We start from the raw sequence: 25,481 nt of genomic DNA on the forward strand, positions 1-25,481 counted from the left end.
AGTCTGGTTCGTGCTGGTGAAAAAACCACCCGGCAGGCGATTTTCCTGCCGGGCGTTGCTTATTTAAGACCTAACGCGGCTTGCATGGTGTAGAACAGATCGGTTTGATCCGTCAGGCCAATCACATTGGCGGCATGCGGACCGTAGGCCGCGATACGCAGCTGGCTGCCGGTATGCTCCATCGACTCCCCTTCCGCGTTGCCGTAGCTCATCGCCATCACGGCACCGTCTTTGGTGGTCAGCGCCTGCGTCAACCCCGGTGCTTTGGTATCCGGCGCGACAATCTGGCTGGAGTGGGCGTGATCTGCAGTGACAATCACCAGCGTATTGCCATCCTGCTTCGCAAACGCCAGCGCCTTCTGCACGGCCTCATCCAGATCGACGGTTTCGCCAATCTGCCCGCACGGGTTCGCGGCATGATCCTGCTTATCGATCGAGGCACCTTCTACCTGCAGGAAGAAGCCTTTTTCGTTTTTGCTCAACAGGGAGATCGCTTTGTCAGTCATCGCCGCTAAGGTTGGCACGCTATCATTGCGCTGCGGATTAGGCGTACAGGTGACGGGAGGCTTATCGAGATTGCCATGATAGCTGGCTTTCGGCCCTTCCCAACGCACCGGCATATTGCCTTCGGCAAACAGCCCCAGCAGCGGCTTATCCTGGCCCGCGTCGGTAATGGCGGCGAGGGATGCGGCATCGCTTACCAGCTGATAGCCGCGCGCCTGAGCCTGCTCACGCAGGGTTTTGCCCTGCCATTCGCCGGTGGTGGCGGTTTCTGCGAAGGTCTTCGCGCCGCCGCCAAGGGTAACATCGGCGCGGGCGTTCAGCAGTTGTTCGGTAATGGAGCCTTTTCCGCCTTTTTCCAGCGCGTTGCTGGCGCATTTTTCACTGGTCACTGACGGGCCGTAGCATTTACGCGAGGTCACATGGGCGACCAGCGCCGCGGGCGTCGCATCCTGCAATTCGGCGGTGGAGACGTTGCCGGTAGCCAGCCCCGCCGCTTTCGCCATCTCAAGGATGGTCTGATGATCTTTTTCGTGGATATCAACGCCCAGCGCGCCATTATAGGTTTTTACGCCTGTGGTCCACGCCGTTGCGGAGGCTGCGGAGTCGGTCACGTAATCGGGTTTGCCCGTTTTTTTATCCAGCGCATAGTGAGTATATTGCCCGGTCAACGGCAGGGCATCGATGCCTTTAAAAAAGCCGCCCGCGCCTTCGGCATAATTTCGTGCCGCTGTTATTTCGGAGTCGCCCATCCCGTCGCCAATCAGCAGAATAATATTTTTGGCTGGCTTGTCATTCAGTGATGCACGTATTGCCGCAGTCTGATCCTCTGACAGACGGCGAGCGCCGCCAGGTTGAGTGATATCCCCCTGCGCGGCACGATTATCCAGAACCGTGGTCGGTGCCACAGTTTCAGCATAAATTGTAGGGGTAACCAGCAAGGAAAGTAATGCGATATAAAGTGCGCTCTGTTTCACTTATTTTCTCCATGTAAAAATACATAAAAAATAAAACAGAGCGACTATAGGCAACCGATGTGACGGTTCTATGACGGGGAATTACATCATATGACCGTTCAGCTGCGCGGGTGCCGTAACAGCTTTTTTACGTATTGTTGCAGCATCTCGCTGTCCTCAACAGATAACTGTTTATCTGGCCGAACCTCATCCAGCGCGCCTTCCACACTGTCGATCAGCGCCTGCTGCTCACTTTTCGCCATCTGACGTAACAGTGCAGTCACCACAATTTCGAGCGCTTCGACCTGGGCTACCAGCTCTTTCGACTCTTCTTCCTTTTGGGCAAGCTTAAGCAATAACTCAGCAATGAGATTTTTCACAGCGGTATTTCCTTATGTGGTTTTTTCCGACGTTATCATTATGCCTGAGGATTGCAAAGTGGCTAAAAGTACTATTTTTAAGCCAAAACTTATTCCCGATTAAATAGTCTGCGCGACGTCAAATAAAAGGTTTCTTTAAATGAAATTCAAATCGTCGTGACAACGCAATATAAACGCAGAACCATCATTTTTAATTATGGATAACGACAGTCCTGCTTAACTATCTTATACAGCAGCGCTACAACCGCTTAATCTGGCGCGTTCGATCTTCCTGCTGACGACGCCGCCGCATAGCCCATGCCAGCTGGATAATATTCAGCAATATCACCACCGCAGTGGCGAAAAATACCCAGCGGAATCCGGCCATCGCCGAGACCGCCGCCCCCATCAACGGCCCGGCAACGTTCCCCAGATACATAAACGATTGGTTATAGCCGAAGATCCGCCCGGTCACCCGATCGCTGGAGTATTTTATCAGCAGGGTTTGCACCGCAGGCAGCATGGCTCCATCGGCAAAGCCCAGCAGGAAACGCAGCACCCCAAGCTGGAAGGGCGTGGTGACAAAGGACATGGCGAAAAAGAGGACCACCGCCACAACAAGCGTCGCCATCAGAATGCGACCAGTGCCGATGCGATCCCCCAGCTTGCCCAGACGCGGGGCAGACATCAGCGCCGAAATGCCCGGCACGGCGGCAATCATCCCGCTGAGGAAGGCAATATTGCTGCTCTCTGGCGCCATCGACTGAATAAACAGCGCGAGGATCGGCCCGACCGAACCATTGCAGAGCTGGATCACCATGGTAGTGACAAACAGGCTAATCATCAGCCAGGGATAGGGTAACGACGCAAATACCGCCTTACCGCTCAGACGTTCCGCCTTGCTCACGCTCGGGCGGGCGCCCTCTTTAATCAGAAACAGCGTCACCAGAAAACTGATCACCAGCAGGACGGCGGTGATGAGGAACACCGCGCGAAGCCCCACGTGATCAGCCAGAAAGCCGCCCATCAGCGGGCCGCCAATCACGCCGCTGATCTGTGCCGTTGAGAGCGTGCTGATGGCCCAGCCACTGCGCTCACGGGGCACCTGCGATGCCACCAGCGCCATGGCGTTCGGAATATAGCCGGACGTCAGCCCCATCAGCGCCCGCAGCAGGAACAATTGCCAGACGTTGGTGGCAAAGGCCTGGAGCAGGATCGCAATCGCCATCCCCAGCGAGGCGCGCAGCAGCATCAGCTTGCGCCCTTTACGATCGGCAAGGCTGCCCCACATCGGTGAGACGATAGCTGAAACCAGAAAAGTGACGCTGAAGGTCAGCCCCGACCACATTGACAGCGCCTCATGGGAGGAAACGCCAAGCTGGGACACATACAGCGGCAAGAAGGGTAAAATCTGGCTGATGGCGAGGCCGGTGAAAAAACAACCAAACCAGACCGAAATGAGGTTAACTTTCCAGGATTCCATAGGCGGATACTGTCTACATTTTGCGTGAATTCGCTATCAGATTAGCAAGTTACGATGCGCCGAAAGTTATCAGAGATGCGCCTGCCGTGACTTTGGGGTTTTATCTTCCCAGTCATCATATTTGTGAAACATGTCACATATTTTTGCCTTTTGTCTGGTGATTTATGCTTTGCGGACAGTAACCAAAACCCCGCATCCCAAGATGGAAATGGTTGGCGTGGGCGGCATTGTAATCCGGGCCGAGAGCATTGCCGAAATAGCCGCAACTGGCGTCCAGCATCGCGCGCAGCCACGGGCCGGAAGTGGCGTTTTCCCAGCCGCGCAGGACCGAGATCCGCTGCCCGTTCTCAAGGGTGAAACCGCTGATATCCAGCGCCTGAGCGCTAGCATGTTCGCTGCGCCGGGCATTGGGGCGATGATAGATATTCCGGCAGGCAAAGCTGCCGAGGTGCTCAACGCGCGACAGGCTACTGCCCATCATGGTTTCGGTCAGGGGCCGGGCTTGCTGGTTGATGAACAGCGCCGAACTGAGGGCCAGCGGGCAGCTGGCTAGAAAACTGCTGCTAAGGCTGACGCGGCCAAAACTCCGCACCCGCACCACATCACTGAGCGGACACTCCCCCGCGCTGTCGGCCACCGACTGGGTACGGATCAGCTGGCGCGCATTGGCCTGCGCCAGCAGTATTTCACAATGTTCAGGGGTCAGGCGACGCAGCTTAAACTGGGTCAACGTGCCGGGGGGATCGTCGAGGGTCAGCGGCACAAAGGGGTTGTAATACGACGGCAGCCAACGGTACCCCGCGATGGCCGCAGCAATGACAGCAAGACAGATAATCAGGCTTTTCCCTTTCACTCACCCTCCTGAAACAATGTGCCAAAACATTATGGCAGAAGGCGGCGAATCCCGCCGGGCATCGTGATATGGTAAGCGTTTTGAGTCAGAGTGGATGAGCGAAGTGATGGCGAAGTTGCGGGTAGGTATTGTCTTTGGGGGAAAATCAGCCGAGCACGAAGTGTCGCTGCAATCGGCCAAAAATATCGTTAACGCGATTGATAAAAGCCGCTTTGAGGTCGTGCTGTTAGGTATTGATAAGCAGGGCCAGTGGCACATTAACGACGAGCAGGGCTATCTGCTCAACGCCGACGATCCGGCGCACATCGCGCTGAACCCGTCTGAGATTAGCGTTGCTACCGTGCCAGGCGTAATGGAAGGCCAACTGATCAATGCCAGTACCGGGCAGGCGCTTTCGTCTGTCGATGTCATTTTCCCGATTGTCCACGGCACGCTGGGCGAAGATGGCTCCCTGCAGGGGATGCTGCGAATGGCTAACCTGCCGTTTGTCGGCTCCGACGTGCTCGGCTCTGCTGCCTGCATGGATAAAGACGTCACCAAGCGCCTGCTGCGCGATGCCGGGCTGAACGTGGCCCCCTTTGTCACCCTCACCCGCGCCAACCGCGACCAACACACCTTTGCCGATCTTAGCGCCCGCTTTGGCCTGCCGCTGTTCGTTAAACCGGCAAACCAGGGTTCCTCCGTCGGCGTCAGCAAAGTGAACAGCGAAGCGCAGTTCAGCGACGCGGTACGTCTGGCGTTTACCTTCGATCACAAAGTAGTGGTTGAGCAGGGAATTAAAGGGCGTGAGATTGAGTGCGCGGTGCTGGGGAATGATTTCCCGCAGGCCAGCACCTGTGGCGAAGTGGTGCTGAACAGCGAGTTCTACTCTTACGATACCAAATACATCGACGACCAGGGCGCGCAGGTGGTTGTACCTGCCGTGCTGGATGCTGAGGTCAACGACGCGATCCGCGCCATTGCCATCGAGGCCTATCAGGCGCTGGGCTGTCGCGGTATGGCACGTGTCGATGTCTTCTTAACGGCGGATAACCGCGTCGTTATCAATGAAATCAACACCCTGCCAGGCTTCACCAACATCAGTATGTACCCGAAACTGTGGCAGGCCAGCGGCCTCAGCTACCCGGATCTGATCACCCGCCTGATTGAACTGGCGCTGGAACGGCATGCCGCTGACAGCGCGCTTCAGGTTTCCGTTAACGGTTAATCCGCGTCTTTTGCCGTCGCCTCTTCCGGGCGACGGCGAATGATAAACCCCGCCAGCCAGAAACTGATCACCCAGGTCACCAGCCCTACCGCATAGGTTTGCCAGCCCTTCGCTTCAAAGCCCAGCAGCCCTACCACCCCATTCAGAATAAAGATCAGCCCAATTGCAAAGGCGTAGAAATGCCAGTCACGGCGAATTTTGGCAGGCAGTTTCATGGTCGCTCCAGAAGAAAAAATCTATCCTCGCACAGTTTCGCCGTCAGGTCTGTGGCGTATGCGGAAAATCTGAAATGAGAGTGAATTTCACTTAAGTAAAAAATCTGTGATGTGCGGCAAAATTCGCACATCCAGGAGAATTCTCCAGGCCAAATTACCATCATTCCGATATTGACATCTGCCATGAGGTGTCAAACTCAGCGTGTACAACAGGCATTTAGCCAGACAGAACATTGCGGAGGTAGTTATGGCAGACTTTACGATGTCGAAGCCGATTTTCAGCACCAGACAACCTAAGACCTCCACGGCAGGAAATATTGCATACGCTCTGTTTGTGCTGTTCTGCTTCTGGGCAGGCTCACAACTGCTGAACATCCTGGTGCATGCCCCTGGCGTGTATGAACACCTGATGCAGGTCGAAGACTCCGTTCGCCCGCGCGTGGACATTGGACTGGGCGTCAGCACTGTGTTCGGGCTGATCCCGTTCCTGGCAGGTCTGGTGGTGTTGGGCGCCGTTGCGTTGGTGGTGCGCTGGCGCCGTTACCGCTAATTTAGCGCCATACACTTCGCCCGGCGATCGTCAACGCGCTGGGCAAACCAGGCGGTTGTCAGATTGCGGGTGATTTTCGGGCTTTCAAGCTGGATCCCCGGCAGCATCGCTTTCGGTAGTGCCTTCCCGCTCTTCTGCTCCGCCAGTTTATAGACCTGCTGATACAGGTCGGTTTTCTCAAACGCCAGGCTGTCGCCTTTTGCCAGTTGCTGGCGAATCTCACTGTCGCTCATGTCCAGCTTGCCTTTCAGTTTACGCACCGCCAGCTCTGTCTTCCCGGCCTCGCTGCTGCCATAGGCAATCAGGTCCCCGTCCAGGGCCAGTTTCACCCCAGAGGCGCGGCTAACCGCATTCTGGAAGGCCGCGTTGCGGCTGGCGTACCAGCCAGCGTTGAAATCAGCAAAGCGGTAGAGTGGCACCGTATAGTTGGCGGGATAGTTCAATAGATGGTAAGTGCCGAACCACAGGCCGCCGCGCAGGGAGAAGACCTCCTGGCGCACCGTATTCTCGATTTTCCACGGATAGCCGTCGGTATGCTTTTCCGCGAAGGCGATACTCACCTGCATTGGCCCGCCAGTATGCACCGGGTTCAGGGAGCCAAACAGGGTCTGCCCCATCGGCACCATACTGATCATATCGTCGAAGATGGCGCTGAGCTGTTTCTCGGTTTTCACCGTATCCAACCGCTCGCTGTAGCTTTTGCCGTTCGGCGAGGTGATTTTCAGCGCGGTGTGGACCAGAAACGCCGGAATGTGCAGCTTTTCCGCCCGGCGGTCGATCTCTTTCCAGGCAATTTTGTTCAGCCCCGGCACCGCCGGATCGGACTGATACAGCGACTCCTGCTGCGCCACCGCCAGCACCGAGCAGATATTCTCCTCGGTGGGGGCGATCTTCTGGCTCTCGAAGGTTTTTGCCAGCGCCGAGGCCCACTGATCCCGGTCTTTCACCGTAGCGGGCATTTTTTGCCGCACAACGCTGGCCACATCGACGGGCTTTTCACCCTTTTTCAGTGGCGCAGCCCCCTTCTCCGCACATCCGGCTAAGGCCAGAGCGGCAAGCAGCGAAAACGGTATCGCACGCGGTACGGTAAAAGACATAACGACTCCCTGTATTAGCTCAACGTATGGGTCACTTCCTGTAGATCCTGACCATCCAGCTCACGTTCAAAACTGCGTAAACGTTTATAGATAGACATCAGCTCCACCAGCGTGGTCCATGAACTGATCAGGTACTGGAATGAACCGCGCACCTGACCAAACACATTCGTGATTTGCGTCATCAGACCCAGGGTGATAGTACCGGCAACAATCGATGGGAACAGCAGGAACAAGCCGAAAACGTTATCCACCTGCAGATAAAGAATACGGGCAATATTGAAGTACATATAGTGGAAATAGAGGCGGAAATAGTTACGACGCACCGCGCCGAACAGCTCGCGCACCGTCGGCGGCGAGGCGCGGCTGGCATCGTCTTCGCCATAGACCAGCTCTTTACGATAGGCGGCCTCGACGCGCTGGTTTTTAAACTCCAGCCCCGGCAGTTTGATCCCCACCGCCGCCAGCAGCCCCGTCCCCATCAGCGACCAGACAATCGCGGCGATCACCAGACCGTACGGCAAATGGCCCACAATCGGCAGCTCCGGCACGTGGGCTGACAGCGTGACCAGCACCGGCAGGAAGGCGATCAGGGTCATAATGGCGTTGATAAAGCTCACCCCCATATCTTCTAAGGTAGAGGCGAAACGCATGGTGTCTTCCTGCACACGCTGAGCGGCCCCTTCGATATGGCGCAGCTGCTGCCAGTGCGCCATATAGTATTCGTTCATTGCCGTACGCCAGCGGAACACATAGTGGCTGACAAAGAAGTTATTCATCACGCCAATAATAACGGCGATCAGCGCGATCCCGAGGAAGACGCCGACTTCATGATAAAACTGGTTAATGGTGACTTTATGCGGTGCGCTGAGCGCGGTCTGGATCAGGTCATAGAAAGGAGCATACCAGGCGTTGACCGCCACCCCGACCTCCACCAGAAACCAGGTGACAAAGATAATCAGCGAGGTGCCGAGAACTGACCAGTACTGCCAGCGGTGCGGCGAGTAAACAAACCAGAACAGGGCAAAGGCGCCTACGCAGAACGCGTAATAAGCGTAAAAGAGCAGGTAGCCCGGAGACCAGAAACGCGCCGCGCTGATGGGCACATCATTCGTGATGCCGAGCAGGCGCTCAAACCAGGCTCCCCCACCGGCCTGCCAGAAAACGACAGCGAGCAAAGCCCAAATAAAGGCCGAAAGGAAAAAGGGTCCCGGTTTGGGGAAAAACGACTTAAACATAACGCTTCCTTCTTGTAGTTATCGCTACTGCTGTGGACGACGGATTATCAGACCTGCCGACCTCTTTTTAGTTCGCCATCAACCGCCACCTGAGCGGAAAAGTCAATCAACCTGACGGGTATCATAAGCGCAATGTCACAAAACATGAGATCGGTAATAACGAAATTGTTCGTATTTACCCATGGTTACGTTTTTTCGCGCTATCGTTAAGCTGTACAGGCCTTTGCAATACGCCGTTTAGTAGTATAAATACGCATACTTTTACCATTCACTTCATGGATGCTTTCGTTGAAACGTAGTCTGTTACTCTCCGCCGCGCTGTATGCGGCCAGCCTCACCTGCGTGCAGGCGGCCCCTGCCCAGCCGATTGCCGATCCGGCCTTCGCCTCCGATGTGGTCGATCGCTATGCGAACCTGATATTTTACGGCAGCGGCGCAACGGGGATGGCCCTGGTGGCGATTGACGGCAATCAGCGCGTATTCCGCAGCTTTGGCGAAACGCGTCCGGGCAACAATGTCCACCCGCAGCTGGATTCGGTGGTGCGCATTGCCTCCCTGACCAAATTAATGACCAGCGAGATGCTGGTGAAACTGCTCGATCAAGGCGTGGTGAAGCTGAACGACCCGTTAAGCAAATACGCCCCGCCGGGCGCACGGGTGCCGACATACCAGGGCGCGCCTATTACGCTTGTCAATCTGGCCACCCATACCAGCGCCCTGCCGCGTGAACAACCGGGCGGCGCTGCGCATCGTCCGGTGTTTGTCTGGCCGACCCGGGATCAGCGCTGGAACTGGTTATCGACGGCAACCCTGAAATCAACGCCAGGTTCGCAGGCCGCCTACTCAAACCTGGCGTTCGATCTGCTGGCCGATGCACTGGGCACCGCTGCGGGTAAACCGTATGCTCAGCTGTTTGACGAGCAAATCGCCCGTCCGCTGGGGATGAAAGACACTACCTTTACCCCCTCCCCCGATCAGTGCAAGCGCCTGATGGTGGCAGAGAAAGGGGCCAGCCCGTGTAACAACACCCTGGCAGCGGTCGGCAGCGGCGGCGTTTACTCCACGCCAGGGGACATGATGCGCTGGATGCAGCAGTTCCTCTCGTCTGATTTCTATGCGCGCAGTAACCAGGCCGACAGAATGCAGACGCTGATTTATCAGCGTAACCAGTTAACGCGGGTGATCGGCATGGATGTGCCAGGCCGCGCGGATGCGTTGGGCCTCGGCTGGGTCTATATGGCGCCAAAAAACGGGCGTCCGGGCATTATTCAGAAAACCGGCGGTGGCGGCGGATTCATCACGTACATGGCGATGATCCCGCAGTCTAACGTGGGGGTATTCGTGGTCGTGACACGCTCGCCGCTCACGCGTTTCGTCAACATGAGCGACGGCGTCAACCAGCTGGTGGTGGAACTGAGCGAGAATAAACCGAAGGCGATCCCCACCTCTGGATAATTAATACTCCGCGGGCAAACGGTTGACGCTAACCAGTTTGCCCCTTTCCATCGTAATGTATTTGCCCTGCCGTAACGCTGCCAGCACCTCTGCCACGACCGAACGTGAAATCCGCGTGCGGCGCTGAATGTAGCTCATTACCCCAATCCGCATCCGTAACGTCTCATCCCACTGGGCCATATTCAGTAGCGTGGCGCGGATCTGGCTGTACGAGTTGTTGCCCACCAGCTGTTTGTCGCGGATCTCCATGACCCTGTGGTGCCAGGAGAGCCAGCAGAAGGCATCAGCCCATAAACCGGCCTGTTGGATCAGATTGCGGGCGCTGGCGGCAGGAAGGTAAAACCCGCTACAGGGGGATTGGGTTACCAGCTGATACTCTGTGCTGCAGCCCATCATGCCGGCATTAATTCCGAAGATATAAGGCGCGGCGACAATCTCGAAAAGCAAATCATCCGGCTGTCGGTAAATACTGAGTGAGCCTGACTGAAGCACTACCGTGCAGTAATTTTCTTCATTGCGAGCCTCAAACAGCGGAAGTTGGGCGGAGAGTTTGAACGGCGTGCTGTGTGCAGAGAAGCACTTTTCGAGCCGGGAGAATTCAGAAATAGGTTTTGCATACCGGTTCATGCAGGTCTCGAGTCATCTTTAACTGACGCTAAAAGCGGGGAGATATCTCTCCCCGCATCAGGCATGTTACCAGGTGTATTTCACACCGAGGTTGGCACCCCAGTTTTGATCAACATCACCACCACCGACGTAGGTCGCATCAGTGTAAGCACTGAAGTTTTTGGTGAAGCTGAACTGAGTACCCAGACCCACGCGTACAGCGGAGCCTTTCATACCGTTATCAATGTCATCGCCGTTGACGCTCGCATCTTCACCCGCATCGTCATAGACATATGCCAGTTTGAAGTACGGAGTCAGCGCCTGATCATCGCCATAACCGAAGGTGTAACCTGCGTCGATACCGGCTTCATAACGCATGCTGTCGTAAGACTGACTGCCCACGCGCATGTCGTTGCTCAGACGATAGTCGTCGCCAGACTGGAACAGGCCAGAAACGGCAGCATACGGCGTGATGTAACCGGAGGTGTTCGGTTTCCAGTCGTAGCCCAGTTTCAGCCCAAAGCCCCAGGCGTCGGTTGTGGTGTTGCCATCAACGTATTCGCCATTGCTCATGTTGGCAGTGAGATCGTTATTGAAGCGTGAGTAGCTCAGGGAGCTGTCGATGAAGACATCGTTAGCAAAGCGCGCCGCAGAGTACAGCATCGCGGTCTGGCTATCCTGATCCACCTGGCCGCTACGATCGCTCATATCGCCTTTGGCAAAGCCCGCAGCCGCACCCACAATCCAGTCGGCGTTGTTGCCAGCAATATGGCTATCCACACCCACCATGACGCCGGTGACGTCCTGATCGTAATGGATGGTGCCGTTATCACCGTCGAAATTACCGCCGAAGAAGTTCACCCATGCGCCACCGTTGTCTGTCAGGCCATGACGGCTGTTAGTCAGACGGTTAGCCAGAGCGTCCTGCTGCAGATGCCAGATGTTGGTATTGGCAGACGGAATGCTCAGCGCCATGTTGGCGTAGTCAGTCAGACGTTCCTGGTGCAGTACTACGGTGTCGCCCTGCTGCTGCGCCTCGTAAGTGTAAGCACCGAGATCCGCTTTGTTGGCTGCGGTGAAGCTGGTGTGGGTATCCGCGTTGTTATCGTAAATGCGGATCACTTCTTTATTGTTGTAATCGGCAACGGAACCGGCACCGGTCGCGTTATCAATACGGACTTTATAGTTCCCGGAAACTTCACCATTAACCGCCAGGTGGCCATCGGAATTCAGGGCAATCACCCCGTAATCGTAATCGGCATGGTGGATGTCGTTGGTGATGTAACGGGCATTGCTCAGATCGGAATTGAAGACGTATTCACGGCTGGCAACGTTCAGCACACCGCCATCCGTCAGCACCATCTGGTGGGTGTCCACCTGGCCCAGACCCAGTGCCAGTTCTGCGCGGTTATCCACCGTAATGGTGTTGGCGTACAGTTCTGCTGTTTCTTCAGTCAGGGTAGCCTGGCTGCTGCTGTCGAGATACAGGCTATTCGTGGCAACGCCACCGGCATCACCGATGTTCAGGGAAGACGCATTGGTGAGCGTAATGCTGTCAGCCAGCAGACTGGAGTTTTCAACATTGACCTGCGAACGGTTATTCACTGTCAGCGCATCGATGTTGGATTGCTTACGGGTATCCCATTCAGAACCGTTATTCAGCGCAACATTGAAAATACCGCTCTGATAAACCTCATTGCCGACCAGATGGTTGTTGTCGTCGAAGGTGGAGCCTGGCCAGATGCTGTTTGGCGACAGGGTATGCAAGTCAACACCGCTGTAGCCGAGGCCATACATCTGCGCTGTGCCAATTGCATCCACGCTGGAGACGGCAGCACCGACCCATTTGCTGTGGTTGTCCAGGGTCAGATCCAGTCTGTCGGTACCATCCCAGCCGTTGGTGGTTGGGTTGTAGACGCCGTCAGCAGTGGTGTCGGTGGCAGGATCGCCATTCGGGTAGAAGTTGTTGTCGAAGGTGCTGCTGAACAGCACATCGCCGGTCAAGGTAGAGTGATCGAAGTTAGCCGTCGTCTGCATTGCGTTATCCGCGCTGCTGGCCGCGACAATCAGAGCCGCATCATCCAACGCAGTGGCGTTGCCGTTGCCGTAATCGCTCGGTTTCGCCGACTGACCATAGAAACCTTCAGTGCCCAGATCGCTATACGCACCGGAAGTCACAACGGAATCATTGACCTGCAAAGTATTGGTAAAGACATGGCCGTTGTCTTCGATACCGGTGACGGAATCATACGGGGTGTTATCCAGCTGATGATAACCCTGCACCAGGGTGATCCCGGCAATGCGGGAGTTATTCTGGATAACGATGTCGGATTCTTCGTCGAGGGTAATGGCATTGCCCAGCGCGTGGGTATCCCAGTATTGCGTGGTGGTCTTGTCACCGTCCACGACATCGTAAGCGTAGTGCTCATAGGTATCGTTGATGGTGGAGTTGTCTACCGTCAGCTGAAAACGATCGAACTGCTGGTGCGCAGTGCCGTCCGTATTCAGGTTATCAGCACATTCCGTGGTCATGCACTCGGAGGTGATCATGCCGTTGATGGTGCTGTTGGAAATAGACAGTGCGTTGGCATAGCCGCCTGCGCCGTCATCCAGGTAGTAGGAAGAGATCACGCCGTTGACGGTTGACTTGTTGATGACAGGGTAGATATCGCCATCGTGCGCCGCGCTGGAGTAATTCCAGTCGGTATAGCCGTTATACCATGCCGCTGTGGCGGTATTATCGTAACCAAAGGTGTTATAGGTTGTACCCGAAATATCTTTTGCATTGGCCTGAGAAGCGATAGCCACCGTACAGGCTAATGCAAGTTGAGATACGACAAGTTTATTTTTCCATGTTTGCATTGGGTCATCCCTCCTCAGGGACGTAAGCAAGTTTGTCCGTATATACAGTGCAAATATATTGCGAGGCGAATTATGCAGCCTCGCCACAAATTAGTTCAATAAATCCAGCCATTAAGTCCGAAATCAGACTGAATACAGAAATGGATATTTTAGACATATTAAATAATAATTTAATTCAATAATTACAATAACTTAATATAAATAGTAAAAGACATACTAAAACGCGAAAGATCATTGAGACTGATAATACAAAAGCAATCAAGAAATATAATAAATAGATGCTACCAAGTTTATGCAATTTTTCATTTTTATATTTGTAGCTTTTACCAGAAAAACGAAAAAACGTTTCGAAAATGGATTAAGGCCATTCACACCTGAACTTATTTCAAGGTATTAAACCGACGTGAAAAATAATAAGATACCCTTTCCGCCCTGAATAGTGCGGGCTAAACGACAACTTTAGTAAAACAGACGATGAGCATTTCGGGTACACTGACCCTCTTTGATTCACACTCGTCAGGCATATCATGAACGATTTAATTGCTCGTCCCCGTCGTCTGCGCAAATCCCCGGCTCTGCGCGCGCTTTTCGAAGAGACAACACTGACCTTAAACGATCTGGTGTTGCCGATTTTTGTTGAAGAAGAGATCGATGACTACAAAGCCATCGACGCCATGCCGGGCGTCATGCGTATTCCAGAGAAACACCTGGCCCGCGAAATTGAGCGTATCGCCAACGCAGGCATCCGGTCGATCATGACCTTTGGCATCTCGCACCATACCGACGCCACCGGCAGCGATGCCTGGAAAGAGGACGGTCTGGTGGCGCGGATGTCGCGGATTGCCAAGCAGACGGTGCCAGAGATGATCGTCATGTCCGACACCTGCTTCTGCGAATACACCTCCCACGGCCACTGCGGCGTGCTGTGCGATCATGGCGTAGATAACGACGCGACCCTGCTCAACCTGGGCAAACAGGCTGTGGTTGCCGCCGCTGCGGGCGCTGACTTTATCGCCCCGTCTGCCGCAATGGATGGTCAGGTGCAGGCTATCCGCCAGGCGCTGGACGCCGCGGGCTTCACCGATACCGCGATCATGTCTTACTCCACCAAGTTTGCCTCGTCTTTCTACGGTCCGTTCCGCGAAGCGGCGGGCACTGCGCTGAAAGGCGATCGCAAAACTTACCAGATGAACCCGCTGAACCGCCGCGAAGCGATCCGTGAATCGCTGCTCGACGAAGCCCAGGGTGCCGACTGCCTGATGGTAAAACCGGCTGGCGCTTACCTGGACATCCTGCGTGATATCCGCGAGCGCACAACGCTGCCGCTGGGTGCCTATCAGGTGAGCGGTGAGTACGCGATGATCAAATTCGCCGCTCAGGCGGGGGCGATCGACGAAGAGAAAGTGATCCTTGAAAGTCTGGGCGCGATCAAACGTGCAGGCGCGGATCTGATCTTCAGCTACTTCGCGCTGGATCTGGCCGAGAAGAAAATTCTGCGTTAATCCGTATTGCCGGGTAGCGGCTTCGTCCTGCCCGGCCTACGACCTGGAACACAAGCTTCACTCCTCTGCAATACAACCGACATCTGCCGCTTCTACTGTCTGAGCAGGACAGCAGGAGGTGCCACCATGTTTAGTCTCGACAGCGTTCTTGATGACCTTTGGCCGCAGGCGAGGCCTGCCCCCTGGCAAAAAAGGCTGTTAAAGAAGTTATTCCACGAAGAGGAGTTCCGGCAGTTTGCCGCCGACCACCGCCACCTGAAAGGGCTGGATATGGTGGAACAGGTTCTGGAACATCTCGATATCCTCTGCACCCTTCCGGCTCACGACCTCGAACAGATCCCCGCTCACGGCCCGCTCATTGTGATGGCTAACCATCCTACCGGTACGCTGGACGGGCTGGCGCTGCTGTATGCCGTCTCCCGCGTGCGCCGTGATGTAAAAGTGGTGACCAACCGCATGCTGACGCATCTGGAGCCGCTAAGCTCGCTGTTTATCCCGGTGGATAACATCGGCGGGCGGACGGCGAAATCGTCGTTCACCCTGATGGAGCAGCATTTGCAACATGCCGGCGTGCTGATCTTCTTCCCGGCGGGGGAAGTCTCCCGCCCGACGCGCACAGGCATCCGCGATAAAAAGTGGCACCCTGGCTTTATCAAGCTGGCGGGCAAATTCCGCGCGCCGCTGCTGCCGGTCAACATCCACGCCCGCAACAGCCTGCTGTTCTATGCCAGCACCCTGCTCGCCCCGAATCTGTCGATGCTGCTGCTGATGCAGCAGATGTTTCGCCGCCGCCACAGCCGGCTGCCGGTCAAAATCGGCCAGCAGATTGGCTGGAGTCACTGGTTCAGCCCCACGCTTTCCCCGCGGGAGATGGCCGAGCAGTGCCGCCAGCACGTGCTGCGTCTCGGCAAGGGGCTGCCGGGGATATTCAAAACCGAATCTGCCATTGCGCGACCGGAAGACCGGGCGACCCTGAAGCGCGAGCTGGCGCAGGCGGAATCTCTGGGTACCACCGCCGATGGCAAAACCATCTATCTGTGGCAGCGTAACGGCCAGGAAGAGGCCCCGATCCTGCGCGAGTTGGGACGTCTGCGGGAGATCGCCTTTCGCGCGGTGGGGGAAGGCAGCGGGAAGCGCCGCGACACCGACAGCTTTGATGATGACTACCTGCACCTGATTTTGTGGGATGACGAGGATCTGGAGATCGTCGGCGCCTACCGCTTTATCCCGACGGCGATGCGGGAGCCGGAGGCGCTGTACAGCTACAGCCTGTTCCACTACGACGACAAAATGCGGGATATCCTTGAACATGGCATTGAACTGGGGCGCAGCTTTATTCAGCCGCGCTACTGGGGACGGCGCGGGCTGGACTACCTGTGGTCCGGGATTGGCGCTTATCTGGCGCGCTATCCGCACTATCGCTACCTGTTCGGCCCCGTCTCCATTTCTGGTGGATTACCGCCCGCAGCGCGGGATCTGCTGGTGGCCTTTTACCGGCTTTGGTTCCCGGCAACGCACCCGCTGGCCGCCTCGCGTCGCCCCTATCCCGCCTCGTTACCCGAGGTGCTGGCGCAGTTTGGTGGGGAAGATTATGTAGAAGATCTTACCCGTCTGAAATCGCTGCTCGGCAATCTGGGATGCGGCATCCCGCCGTTATATAAGCAGTATTCCGAGCTATGCGAGCCAGGCGGCGTACAGTTTATCGATTTTGGCAGCGACCCGGCGTTTAACAATTGCGTGGATGGGCTGGTGCTGGTGGACTTGCGCTATCTGAAGGCGAACCGCTATCAGCGGTATATAGAGGCGCATTTACAACCCTCACCCCAGCCCTCTCCCTAAAAGGGAGAGGGAGAAAACCACCGCGTCGGGCAGTCTCCTCGCCCCTTTGGGGAGAGGGTGAAAACCGCATCGGACAGCCCCCTCCCCCCTATGGGAGAAGGTGAAAACCGCGTCAGACGGTCCCCTCGCCCCTTTGGGGAGAGGGTGAAAACCGCATCGGACGGTCCCCTCGCCCCTTTGGGAAGAGGGTGAAAACCGTGTCGGGCAGTCTCCTCGCTCCTTTGGGGAGAGAGTGAAAAACGCATCGGACGGTCCCCTCGCCCCTTTGGGGAGAGGGTGAAAACCGCATCGGACGGTCCCCTCGCCCCTTTGGGGAGAGGGTGAAAACCGCATCGGACGGTCCCCTCACCCCTTTGGGGAAAAGGGGAAAACCGCATCGGACGGTCCCCTCGCCCCTTTGGGGAGAGGGTTAGGGTGAGGGGATCAGGGCGCACGATAAAAAGGCTTATCCCCTAAAATCGTTGCCCGCTGCATAATCCGCCGCTGCGGCAGGTAATCTGCATTCGCGTAATGCTGCGTCACCCGGTTATCCCAGATCGCCAGATCGTTCTCCTGCCAGCGCCAGCGCACCTGAAACTCCGGTTTGGTGATGTGCGCAAACAAGAACCCCAGCAGGGCCTCGCTCTCTTTCTCACTCACATCCACAATCCGCGTGGTGAACCCTTCGTTAACGAACAGCGCCTGCTTGCCGCTGACCGGATGGGTGCGCACAACCGGATGCAGCAGCGGGGGATGTTTTGCCACCGCCTCCCGCCAGCGCTGATGCTCCTCTTCCGTTTTACGGTACTTATACTCCGGGAAGGATTTTTTGAAATCATGCTCCGCCCGCAGGCCGCTCAGCAGCTGGCGGAGCGGCGCGGATAACGCCTCAAATGCGGCGATCCCGCTGGCCCACAGGGTGTCGCCGCCGCTGTCCGGCAGCTGTTTGGCCGCGAGGATCGCCCCGGCAGGCGGCGTGTCAATAAAGGTGACATCGGTGTGCCAGTTATCGTTGTCCGGCGGGTTATCATTGTGGGTATCCAGCACGATAATTTCTTCCACCCCTTCGGCGTGCGGGTAGACCGGATGGATATGCAGATCGCCAAAACGGAGCGCCAGGGCGCGCTGCTGCTGGGGCGTGATCGCCTGCTCCCGCAGGAACACCACCTGATGGCGTAGCACCGCGTGATAGAGCTGCTCAAACTGGTTATCACTTAATGGTCGGGTGACATCCAGGCCGGAAATCTGTGCACCAATGTACGGCCCCAGCGGGGTAATAGTCAGACGTTCACTCATTGTCTCTCTCCATGCCAGGGCGTCAGGCGGCGCTGTAGCGCACGCAGCCCCAGTTCTAATCCGAAGGCAATCACGGCGATCACCATGATCCCGGCCAGTACCACGTCCGTCGCCAGGAACTCCCCCGCCGACTGGACCATAAAACCTAATCCACGCGTCGCGGCGATCAGTTCAGCCGCCACCAGCGTCGACCAACCAACCCCGAGTCCGATACGCAACCCGGTCAGGATCTCCGGCAGCGCGCCGGGTAAAATCACAAACCACAGCACCTGGGCACGACTCGCCCCCAGCGACTGCGCCGCCCGGATCCGCACCTGCTGGGCGCTTTTGACCCCCGCCATCGCCGACATCGCCACCGGGGCGAAAATCGCCAGGTAGATCAGCAGGATCTTCGAGGTCTCACCGATGCCAAACCAGATCACCATCAGCGGCAGATAGGCCAGCGGCGGCACCGGGCGATACAATTCGATCAGCGGATCAAGAATGCCGCGCACCGTCGGGCTTAAGCCCATCGCAATACCCACCGGAATACCGAGGATCACTGCGGCCAGCAGCGCCACCAGAATGCGTCCGAGGCTGGCGGCCAGATGCTGCCACAGCGTGGCATCCATAAACCCCTCTGGACCGGCGATGGTGAAGAGTTTCACCAGCACCTGGCCCGGCGGCGGCAGGAACAGCGGGCTAATCCACTGCTGTGCGGCCACCGCCCACCACACGGCAAGCAGCACCAGCAGGGTGCCGACGCTGAGCGTTAACTGGCGGGAGAAGGGCCAGCGCAGGGTCAGGCGTTTGCGCGCGGTTTTATCACTCACCACAATGCTCATGAGAAAGCCTCCCGCTGTTCAAACACGCGGCTCAGCACGTATTCGCGCTGGGCGATAAACTGGGGATCGGACTTGATGCTGCGCACCGGCTCCCCTGCGACAAAGCGACGGGCAAAGCTGAGCGGCAGACGCTCCTGCACCCGTCCCGGTCCCGGCGAGAGCAGCACCAGCTCGGTGGCCATAAACACCGCTTCTTCGATGTCATGGGTGATCAGCAGCACCTGTTTGCCGGTTTCATGCCACAGGCGCAGCAGCAGGGTTTGCATCTGCTCGCGGGTAAAGGCATCCAGCGCCCCGAAAGGTTCATCCAGCAGCAATAGCTGCGGATTCGCCGCCAGCGCCCGGGCGATGCCGACGCGCTGACGCTGGCCACCGGAGAGTTGCCAGATAAAGCGATTTCCCGCCCCTTCCAGGCCCACTTTTTTCAGCATTTCCCGGGCAATTGCCAGCCGCTCATCCCGTGATTTGCCCGCCAGTTGCAGGCCGAAGGCGACGTTCTCCTGCACGTTGCGCCACGGCAGCAGACCTTCATTCTGGAAGACCACGCCGCGCTCGGCGCCGGGGCCTTCCACCTTTTTACCGGCCAGTTGAATGGTGCCGTGCTGCCAGGGTACAAACCCGGCGATCAGATTCAGCAGCGTGGTCTTCCCACAGCCGGACGGGCCGAGTACCACCAGCAGCTCGCCGTTGTCCAGCGTCAGGTTGATATCGTCCAGCGCAGACTTGCCAGCGTAATCGGCGTACAGATTTGTAATAGTCAGCATACGGCCCCCTTACTTCACAAAGCGGTCGGTCACGTACTGGCTGTAGTCAGCCGCCACCGCGGGCACTTTGCCCTGCTCTTTCAGGAAGCCTGCGGTATCGATAATTGCTTTATTCACCGGCCCCGCCAGCTGTTGCTGCTGCTGGGCAGGCGTCAGATAGGTATTGCCTTTTACCAGCCCCGGTACGTCGGTCTCCGGCACGCCGCTCAGACGGGCAAGTTTCTCCAGATTTTCTGGCTTTTTCAGCCATTCATCCGGGTTGGCAATGTAGGGTTGTTGGGCGTCAATGGCGCTTTTGGCGAAGGCTTTCACTACCTCCGGGTGTTTTTCGGCAAAATCTTTGCGCACGACCCAGACATCCAGGGTCGGCGACCCCCACTGGCCCACCTGGGCGGAGTCGGTCAGCACGCTGCCGTCTTTCTGCAGTTCATTTACCGCAGGCGACCAGACGTAGGCCCCGTCAATATCGCCCCGCTGCCAGGCGGCGATAATGGCCGGTGGTTGCAGGTTGATAATCTCTACCTGCCCCGGCTTGATGTTCCAGTGCTTCAGGGCGGCGAGCAGGCTGTAGTGGGTGGTAGAGATAAAAGGCACCGCAATGCGTTTGCCGATCAGATCTTCAGGTTTAGTGATATTTTTCTTCACCACCAGCGCTTCGGAATTGCCGAGCTGCGAGGCCAGCAAGAAGACTTCGATGGGCACCTGCTGACTGGCCGCAACCGCCAGTGGGCTTGAGCCGAGGTTACCAATCTGCACGTCGCCGGAGGCCAGCGCCCGCACAATGCTGGCGCCGCTGTCGAACTTACGCCAGTCCACTTTGGCGCCGCTCGTTTTCTCAAAGGTTTTATCCGCCTGCGCCACTTTTGCGGGTTCCGCTGACGTTTGATACGCGACGGTGACCTCCACCGCCTGCGCCTGAACGGCCCACAGCGCCAGTGCGCCAAATAAGGTAAACCGCGATGAAATTGCCATAATGTCTGCTCCCCCTCTGTTGTTACGAGGGCAGTATTTCTGGCGGCGGAATTTTGATAAAGGAATTAAAAAGCATCGTTAATGCCGAATCGTTTTTAGAAAAAAAGCGGCAATAGATAGTGAATTTTGTGCGGTTTGTTTTGCCCGGCGGCGCTGCGCTTACCGGCACTATTGCAATTTTGTTACATTCGTTACATAACCGCAGGCATGGGATTGCCAGATAAGCATTGACAGGCATCATAGGTAAATTATTCCGCAAAGGTAATTGTGATGATCAAAGTGGTGCTGGTGGACGATCACGTGGTGGTGCGTTCCGGGTTCGCCCAGCTGTTAAATCTGGAAGAGGATCTGGTTGTCGAAGGCCAGTACAGCAGCGCCGCCGAGGCCTGGCCCGCCCTCACCCGCGATGCCATCGACGTGGCGGTGCTTGACGTCGCCATGCCTGATGAAAACGGCCTGAGCCTGCTCAAACGCCTGCGCCAACAGCGCCCGGGGTTCCGCGCCATTATCCTCAGCATCTACGACACGCCCGCCTTTGTGCAGAGCGCCCTGGACGCCGGGGCCAGCGGCTACCTCACCAAACGTTGCGGCCCGGAGGAGTTAGTGCAGGCAGTGCGATCCGTCGGGATGGGTGGCCATTATCTGTGTGCCGATGCGGTCAAAGCCCTGCGCGGCGGTGAACCGGTGTCGCAGGCGCTGGCGGCGCTGACCCCGCGTGAGAAAGAGGTGTTCGAGCTGCTGGTTCAGGGCGAAAGCGTGAAGGAGATAGCTTTCAAACTCGAACTGAGCCACAAGACCGTCCACGTCCACCGCGCCAACGTGCTGGGCAAACTGCAGTGCAACAGCACCATCGAACTGGTGCATTTTGCCCTTGATCACCAGCTGTTGACCGGCCACTGATGCGACGCTCCCTGCGCCACATCATCCTCTCGCTGTTTATTATGCTGGCCTGGGGCACCGGCTGGCTGATGCTGTGGACGCTCAGTTTTTACCTCACCCACAACGGGCAGCAGGCGGCGCTGTTTTTGCCGCAGGGCGTTTATCTGGCGCTGCTGATCGTGCTGGCACGCCGTTTCTGGCCCGCGTTGATCCTCCCCCCGCTGGCCGCCATGCTCTGGCTACAGGGGGAACAACTCCTGACCCATCACCTGATGCTGGGAGTGCCGCTGGTGGGCACCGTCAGTGCGTGGCTGGCGCAACGCTACTGGCACCGCTTTCCGCTCTACTGGCAGCGCCTGTCGCTGCTGATCGCCGCGGTAACCCTCAACGCGCTGCTCCAGACGCTGATTCTGGCGCCGTTTCTCGCCAGCCCGACCACGTTGCTGGCGCTGGCCTCCTTTACCGGCGGCGTGCTGCTGACGCCGTTCGTCTATCTGGTATTTGAGTTTTTACGCCAGCAGCACCGCTATCATCTGCTCGGGCTTGATACCAGCAACCCACCCCTGCGCACTTCGCTGATCATCTGGTGCAGCCTGTTCTTTATTATCGGTATCGGCACCCAGATGGTGCTCTCCCCCGCCCTGGAGCGGCTGCTGCTGATCGTAGTATTTCTGCCCAACGTGGTGATGGCGTGGAAGTTCGGCTGGCAGGGCGGCGTGCTCTCCGGGCTGCTGGGCAGCATGATGATCACCATCGCCCGCCAGGTGGGGGTAGGATTCAGCGACTTGCTGGAGCTGGAGATCTTCCTCGCCACCCAGTCGCTGCTGGGGATTGGGCTGGGGATCGCCATCAGCCGCCAGCAGCATCTGGCGATGAACCTCGATCATTACCGCCGTCGGCTGGAGGCGGAACTCCAGGCGCGTCGCGAACTGACGGAAAAGCTGATCCACACCGAAGAGGACACCCGCAAGCACCTGGCCCGCGAGCTGCACGACGAGATTGGTCAGAACATCACCGCCATTCAGATCCAGTCCCAGCTGGTGAAGCGGGCGGGCGACACGCCGCAGGCCTTAGAGGCGGCCGGGCAGATCAACGAGCTGGCCCGGCGCATCCATCACTCCACCCGGCAATTGCTGCGTCAGCTTCGCCCGCCGGTGCTGGATGAACTCTCCTTAAAGGAGGCGCTGCACCACCTGGTGAATGAGTTCGCCTTTGCCGAGCGCGGGATCCACTGCCGGTTTGATTACCAACTGCCTGGCCCGCCCCAGAGTGAAACCCTGGTCTTTACCCTCTATCGCCTGCTGCAGGAGCTGCTGAATAACGTCAGCAAACACGCCGATGCCAGCGAGGTCAGCGTCCTGCTCTGTCAGCACGACAATCAGCTGCGCCTGGAGGTGCGGGATAACGGCAGCGGCATCAGCCCGCAGCAGATGCCCGGTTTTGGTATTCAGGGGATGCGCGAGCGCGTGCATGCTCTCGGCGGGGAAATGACGCTGGAGTCGCAGGGCGGCACCCGTGTAATTGTTAACCTGCCCACAATTTTGCAACAAACACACCGCTAACCAGGAAAAAGTCTTAGTCCCGCCAGACTTTCTCTCATCCCTTTTTCGTCGCGCTTTCATACAGTCATCTCAAATGGAGAACGCCATGCCCGCACTGTCAGCTGAACAGGTTACTCAACGCTACCGTCGGCTTCGCCCGAAACTGCTGATCTGCATGGTGATAGGTTACGCCGCGTTTTACCTGACGCGTAAAAGCCTCAACTACATCCTGCCTGCTTTGCAGATGGATCTGGGGTTGAGCAAAAGCGACATCGGCCTGATCGGGTCGCTGTTTTATCTGAGCTATGGCCTGTCGAAATTTGCCGCCGGACTGTGGCATGACAGTAAAGGTCAGCGGGCATTTATGGGTATCGGCCTGATGGCAACCGGAGTGCTGAACGTGCTGTTCGCCTTCGGCGACTCGCTGCCGCTACTGCTGTTTATCTGGACGCTGAACGGCTTCTTTCAGGGATGGGGATGGCCGCCCTGCGCAAGATTGCTCACCCACTGGTATTCGCGTAACGAGCGCGGCTTCTGGTGGGGATGCTGGAATACCTCTATCAACATCGGCGGGGCCATAATTCCGCTGATCTGTGCCTTTGCCGCCCATCGCTGGGGCTGGCAGGCAGCGATGCTGACACCGGGGATCATCAGTATCGTGCTCGGCCTGTGGCTGACCACACAACTGCGGGGCACACCGCAGGAAGAGGGTCTGCCAACGGTGGGCGAGTGGCGCAACGATCCGCTGGAGTTGCGCCAGCAACAGCACAGCCCGCCGATGGGGCTGTGGCAGATGTTACGCACCACTATGCTGCAAAACCCGATGATCTGGCTGCTCGGGGCGTCGTATGTGCTGGTGTATCTCATCCGCATCGCCCTCAACGACTGGGGCAACATCTGGCTGGCGGAGAGCCACGGCGTCAACCTGTTAAGCGCCAACGCCACGGTGATGCTGTTTGAAGTGGGCGGTTTGCTCGGGGCGCTGTTCGCTGGCTGGGGATCGGATCTGCTGTTCAGCGGCCAGCGGGCGCCAATGATTTTGCTGTTTACGCTGGGGCTGATGGTGTCGGTGGCCGCCCTGTGGCTGGCGCCGGTTCACCACTACGCCCTGCTGGCAATGTGCTTTTTTACGGTGGGATTTTTTGTCTTTGGTCCGCAGATGCTGATCGGCCTTGCCGCCGTGGAGTGCGGACACAAGCAGGCAGCAGGGTCGATTACCGGTTTTCTTGGCGTGTTCGCTTATCTGGGGGCCGCGCTGGCCGGGTGGCCGCTGTCACAGGTTATCGAACGCTACGGCTGGTCGGGGATGTTCAGTTTGCTCTCGATTGCCGCCGTGCTGATGGGTTTACTCCTGATGCCGCTGCTGATGGCGGGCATCACCGCTTCTCGCAGTCACATAACGTCATAACAAGGGCTGAATAATGAAAACAACGCTTCTCTCTACCCTCATTGCTTCCGGGATCGCGCTGGCCACCTTAACCGGTGCCGCACAGGCCAAAGGCCGCCTGGTGGTTTACTGTAGCGCCACCAACGAAATGTGCGAAGCCGAAACCAAAGCGTTTGGCGACAAATACGACGTCAAAACCTCGTTTATCCGCAACGGCTCCGGCAGCACGCTGGCGAAAGTGGATGCCGAGAAGAAAAACCCGCAGGCTGACGTCTGGTACGGCGGTACCCTGGATCCCCAATCCCAGGCCGGTGAAATGGGGCTGCTGCAGCCGTACAAGTCGAAGAATCTGGAGCAGATCATGGAGAAATTCCGCGATCCGGCGAAAGTGAAAGGCAACCTCTCTTCCGCAGTCTACGTGGGTATTCTGGGCTTCGGCGTCAACACCCAGCGCCTGAAAGAGAAGAACCTGCCGGTGCCACAGTGCTGGAAAGATCTGACCAAACCGGAATACAAAGGCGAAATCCAGATTGCCGATCCGCAAAGCTCCGGCACCGCCTACACCGCGCTGGCGACGTTCGTCCAGCTGTGGGGTGAAGATCAGGCCTTCGACTACCTGAAGCAGCTCAACGGCAACGTCTCCCAGTACACCAAATCCGGTATTGCCCCGGCGCGTAACGCCGCCCGCGGTGAAACGGCCATCGGTATTGGCTTCCTGCACGACTACTCCCTGGAAAAAGAGCAAGGCGCGCCGCTGGAGCTGATTTCGCCGTGCGAAGGCACCGGATATGAAATCGGCGGCGTGAGCATTCTGAAAGGCGCACGTAACGAAGAGAACGCGAAGCTGTTCGTGGACTGGGTGCTGTCAAAAGAGGCGCAGGAGCTGGCGTGGAAGCAGGGCAAGTCCTATCAGATCCTGACCAATACCACCGCCGAGACTTCGCCGAACTCGCTGAAGCTGGATGACCTGAAACTCATCAGCTACGACATGGATAAGTACGGCTCTACGGACGTGCGTAAGGCGCTGATCAACAAGTGGGTCAGCGACGTGAAGATGGGTAAATAAGCCCACGACGCAGTCAATGCCGGGTGGCGGCTGCGCTCACCCGGCCTGTACAT

General features: G+C 57.3%; 22 protein-coding genes. 9 read left to right on the top strand and 13 right to left on the bottom strand.

Annotation, left to right across the window (positions count from 1 at the left end; translation table 11 throughout):
- Positions 1–59: 59 nt before the first annotated feature.
- The 4 genes from phoA to C3F35_RS06845 all read right to left on the bottom strand — a co-directional run bounded on the left by phoA (position 60) and on the right by C3F35_RS06845 (position 4,152).
- Positions 60–1,478 (bottom strand): alkaline phosphatase, encoded by a 1,419-nt coding sequence (gene phoA, locus C3F35_RS06830; RefSeq protein WP_077227008.1) that lies wholly within the window; start codon positions 1,476–1,478, stop codon positions 60–62.
- A gap of 98 nt (positions 1,479–1,576) precedes the next feature.
- Positions 1,577–1,837, bottom strand: coding sequence for an anti-adapter protein IraP (iraP, locus tag C3F35_RS06835; RefSeq protein WP_103791819.1), 261 nt, complete (start codon positions 1,835–1,837; stop codon positions 1,577–1,579).
- A 238-nt stretch (positions 1,838–2,075) separates the two neighbouring features.
- A complete protein-coding gene (locus C3F35_RS06840; RefSeq protein ID WP_059308627.1) occupies positions 2,076–3,299 on the bottom strand; it encodes a multidrug efflux MFS transporter in 1,224 nt (407 codons plus the stop codon).
- Between the two features lie 133 nt (positions 3,300–3,432).
- Positions 3,433–4,152: an extensin-like domain-containing protein gene (locus tag C3F35_RS06845; protein WP_103791818.1), complete on the bottom strand. Its 720-nt coding sequence runs from the start codon at positions 4,150–4,152 to the stop codon at positions 3,433–3,435.
- Positions 4,153–4,258: 106 nt separating this feature from the next.
- Between C3F35_RS06845 and ddlA the strand changes: the two genes are divergently transcribed.
- A complete protein-coding gene (gene ddlA / locus C3F35_RS06850) occupies positions 4,259–5,359 on the top strand; it encodes a D-alanine--D-alanine ligase (RefSeq protein ID WP_032616805.1) in 1,101 nt (366 codons plus the stop codon).
- Here ddlA and C3F35_RS06855 read toward each other — a convergent pair.
- On the bottom strand, positions 5,356–5,574 hold the full coding sequence (locus tag C3F35_RS06855; protein WP_032616775.1) for a DUF2754 domain-containing protein: 219 nt from the start codon (positions 5,572–5,574) through the stop codon (positions 5,356–5,358). The genes ddlA and C3F35_RS06855 overlap by 4 nt on opposite strands.
- A 247-nt stretch (positions 5,575–5,821) precedes the next feature.
- On the opposite strand from C3F35_RS06855, the gene C3F35_RS06860 reads away from it, so the two are divergent.
- Positions 5,822–6,124, top strand: coding sequence for a DUF2755 family protein (locus C3F35_RS06860; protein ID WP_032616774.1), 303 nt, complete (start codon positions 5,822–5,824; stop codon positions 6,122–6,124).
- Here C3F35_RS06860 and C3F35_RS06865 read toward each other — a convergent pair.
- Both C3F35_RS06865 and sbmA read right to left on the bottom strand, forming a co-directional pair.
- Positions 6,121–7,221, bottom strand: coding sequence for a DUF1615 domain-containing protein (locus C3F35_RS06865; protein WP_077227009.1), 1,101 nt, complete (start codon positions 7,219–7,221; stop codon positions 6,121–6,123). The genes C3F35_RS06860 and C3F35_RS06865 overlap by 4 nt on opposite strands.
- A gap of 14 nt (positions 7,222–7,235) precedes the next feature.
- Positions 7,236–8,456, bottom strand: coding sequence for a peptide antibiotic transporter SbmA (sbmA, locus tag C3F35_RS06870; protein WP_032616772.1), 1,221 nt, complete (start codon positions 8,454–8,456; stop codon positions 7,236–7,238).
- Positions 8,457–8,744: 288 nt separating this feature from the next.
- Here sbmA and ampH point away from each other — a divergent pair, with 288 nt between their 5' ends.
- Positions 8,745–9,911, top strand: coding sequence for a D-alanyl-D-alanine-carboxypeptidase/endopeptidase AmpH (gene ampH / locus C3F35_RS06875; protein ID WP_059308631.1), 1,167 nt, complete (start codon positions 8,745–8,747; stop codon positions 9,909–9,911).
- Here ampH and C3F35_RS06880 read toward each other — a convergent pair whose 3' ends face one another.
- Together C3F35_RS06880 and C3F35_RS06885 are read right to left on the bottom strand one after the other, a co-directional pair.
- Positions 9,912–10,538, bottom strand: a complete 627-nt coding sequence (locus tag C3F35_RS06880; protein WP_032616769.1) for a helix-turn-helix domain-containing protein — start codon at positions 10,536–10,538, stop codon at positions 9,912–9,914.
- Between the two features lie 66 nt (positions 10,539–10,604).
- Complete coding sequence (locus C3F35_RS06885) at positions 10,605–13,379, bottom strand: autotransporter outer membrane beta-barrel domain-containing protein (RefSeq protein WP_103791817.1); 2,775 nt, start codon at positions 13,377–13,379, stop codon at positions 10,605–10,607.
- Positions 13,380–13,906: 527 nt separating this feature from the next.
- Between C3F35_RS06885 and hemB the strand changes: the two genes are divergently transcribed.
- Both hemB and C3F35_RS06895 read left to right on the top strand, forming a co-directional pair.
- On the top strand, positions 13,907–14,881 hold the full coding sequence (gene hemB, locus C3F35_RS06890; RefSeq protein ID WP_032616767.1) for a porphobilinogen synthase: 975 nt from the start codon (positions 13,907–13,909) through the stop codon (positions 14,879–14,881).
- Between the two features lie 126 nt (positions 14,882–15,007).
- Entirely contained in the window at positions 15,008–16,720 is a 1,713-nt protein-coding gene (locus C3F35_RS06895; RefSeq protein ID WP_103791816.1) for a lysophospholipid acyltransferase family protein, read from the top strand.
- A gap of 423 nt (positions 16,721–17,143) precedes the next feature.
- Here C3F35_RS06895 and tauD read toward each other — a convergent pair whose 3' ends face one another.
- From tauD to tauA, 4 genes are read right to left on the bottom strand one after another with little or no spacing between them, the layout of a single operon-like run.
- Complete coding sequence (gene tauD / locus C3F35_RS06900) at positions 17,144–17,995, bottom strand: taurine dioxygenase (protein WP_103791815.1); 852 nt, start codon at positions 17,993–17,995, stop codon at positions 17,144–17,146.
- Positions 17,992–18,819, bottom strand: coding sequence for a taurine ABC transporter permease TauC (gene tauC, locus C3F35_RS06905; RefSeq protein WP_103791814.1), 828 nt, complete (start codon positions 18,817–18,819; stop codon positions 17,992–17,994). The genes tauD and tauC overlap by 4 nt, the downstream gene beginning before the upstream one ends.
- Positions 18,816–19,583, bottom strand: a complete 768-nt coding sequence (tauB, locus tag C3F35_RS06910) for a taurine ABC transporter ATP-binding subunit (RefSeq protein WP_103791813.1) — start codon at positions 19,581–19,583, stop codon at positions 18,816–18,818. Before tauB ends, tauC begins: the two co-directional genes overlap by 4 nt.
- A gap of 9 nt (positions 19,584–19,592) precedes the next feature.
- Positions 19,593–20,555, bottom strand: a complete 963-nt coding sequence (gene tauA / locus C3F35_RS06915; RefSeq protein ID WP_032616762.1) for a taurine ABC transporter substrate-binding protein — start codon at positions 20,553–20,555, stop codon at positions 19,593–19,595.
- 270 nt (positions 20,556–20,825) lie between these two features.
- On the opposite strand from tauA, the gene C3F35_RS06925 reads away from it, so the two are divergent.
- The 4 genes from C3F35_RS06925 to C3F35_RS06940 all read left to right on the top strand — a co-directional run bounded on the left by C3F35_RS06925 (position 20,826) and on the right by C3F35_RS06940 (position 25,428).
- Positions 20,826–21,455 (top strand): response regulator transcription factor, encoded by a 630-nt coding sequence (locus C3F35_RS06925; protein WP_032616761.1) that lies wholly within the window; start codon positions 20,826–20,828, stop codon positions 21,453–21,455.
- Entirely contained in the window at positions 21,455–22,996 is a 1,542-nt protein-coding gene (locus tag C3F35_RS06930) for an MASE1 domain-containing sensor histidine kinase (RefSeq protein WP_059308640.1), read from the top strand. The genes C3F35_RS06925 and C3F35_RS06930 overlap by 1 nt, the downstream gene beginning before the upstream one ends.
- An 85-nt stretch (positions 22,997–23,081) precedes the next feature.
- Positions 23,082–24,383, top strand: coding sequence for an MFS transporter family glucose-6-phosphate receptor UhpC (uhpC, locus tag C3F35_RS06935; protein ID WP_032616758.1), 1,302 nt, complete (start codon positions 23,082–23,084; stop codon positions 24,381–24,383).
- A 13-nt stretch (positions 24,384–24,396) separates the two neighbouring features.
- Positions 24,397–25,428: an ABC transporter substrate-binding protein gene (locus C3F35_RS06940; RefSeq protein ID WP_032616757.1), complete on the top strand. Its 1,032-nt coding sequence runs from the start codon at positions 24,397–24,399 to the stop codon at positions 25,426–25,428.
- Positions 25,429–25,481 lie beyond the last annotated feature (53 nt).

Source organism: Leclercia sp. LSNIH3 (genome assembly GCF_002935105.1).
In the GTDB taxonomy this organism is placed as follows: domain Bacteria; phylum Pseudomonadota; class Gammaproteobacteria; order Enterobacterales; family Enterobacteriaceae; genus Enterobacter; species Enterobacter adecarboxylatus.

What these genes read in the sequence shown, in the direction of transcription:
- C3F35_RS06930 (WP_059308640.1), top strand. Translation starts at nt 21,455, where the DNA reads ATGCGACGCTCCCTGCGCCACATCATCCTCTCGCTGTTTATTATGCTG.
- C3F35_RS06880 (WP_032616769.1), bottom strand. Translation starts at nt 10,538, where the DNA reads ATGAACCGGTATGCAAAACCTATTTCTGAATTCTCCCGGCTCGAAAAG.
- C3F35_RS06940 (WP_032616757.1), top strand. Translation starts at nt 24,397, where the DNA reads ATGAAAACAACGCTTCTCTCTACCCTCATTGCTTCCGGGATCGCGCTG.
- tauC (WP_103791814.1), bottom strand. Translation starts at nt 18,819, where the DNA reads ATGAGCATTGTGGTGAGTGATAAAACCGCGCGCAAACGCCTGACCCTG.
- uhpC (WP_032616758.1), top strand. Translation starts at nt 23,082, where the DNA reads ATGCCCGCACTGTCAGCTGAACAGGTTACTCAACGCTACCGTCGGCTT.
- sbmA (WP_032616772.1), bottom strand. Translation starts at nt 8,456, where the DNA reads ATGTTTAAGTCGTTTTTCCCCAAACCGGGACCCTTTTTCCTTTCGGCC.
- C3F35_RS06840 (WP_059308627.1), bottom strand. Translation starts at nt 3,299, where the DNA reads ATGGAATCCTGGAAAGTTAACCTCATTTCGGTCTGGTTTGGTTGTTTT.
- C3F35_RS06885 (WP_103791817.1), bottom strand. Translation starts at nt 13,379, where the DNA reads ATGCAAACATGGAAAAATAAACTTGTCGTATCTCAACTTGCATTAGCC.
- hemB (WP_032616767.1), top strand. Translation starts at nt 13,907, where the DNA reads ATGAACGATTTAATTGCTCGTCCCCGTCGTCTGCGCAAATCCCCGGCT.
- C3F35_RS06855 (WP_032616775.1), bottom strand. Translation starts at nt 5,574, where the DNA reads ATGAAACTGCCTGCCAAAATTCGCCGTGACTGGCATTTCTACGCCTTT.
- C3F35_RS06895 (WP_103791816.1), top strand. Translation starts at nt 15,008, where the DNA reads ATGTTTAGTCTCGACAGCGTTCTTGATGACCTTTGGCCGCAGGCGAGG.
- C3F35_RS06925 (WP_032616761.1), top strand. Translation starts at nt 20,826, where the DNA reads ATGATCAAAGTGGTGCTGGTGGACGATCACGTGGTGGTGCGTTCCGGG.
- ddlA (WP_032616805.1), top strand. Translation starts at nt 4,259, where the DNA reads ATGGCGAAGTTGCGGGTAGGTATTGTCTTTGGGGGAAAATCAGCCGAG.
- C3F35_RS06865 (WP_077227009.1), bottom strand. Translation starts at nt 7,221, where the DNA reads ATGTCTTTTACCGTACCGCGTGCGATACCGTTTTCGCTGCTTGCCGCT.
- C3F35_RS06860 (WP_032616774.1), top strand. Translation starts at nt 5,822, where the DNA reads ATGGCAGACTTTACGATGTCGAAGCCGATTTTCAGCACCAGACAACCT.
- tauA (WP_032616762.1), bottom strand. Translation starts at nt 20,555, where the DNA reads ATGGCAATTTCATCGCGGTTTACCTTATTTGGCGCACTGGCGCTGTGG.
- tauB (WP_103791813.1), bottom strand. Translation starts at nt 19,583, where the DNA reads ATGCTGACTATTACAAATCTGTACGCCGATTACGCTGGCAAGTCTGCG.
- tauD (WP_103791815.1), bottom strand. Translation starts at nt 17,995, where the DNA reads ATGAGTGAACGTCTGACTATTACCCCGCTGGGGCCGTACATTGGTGCA.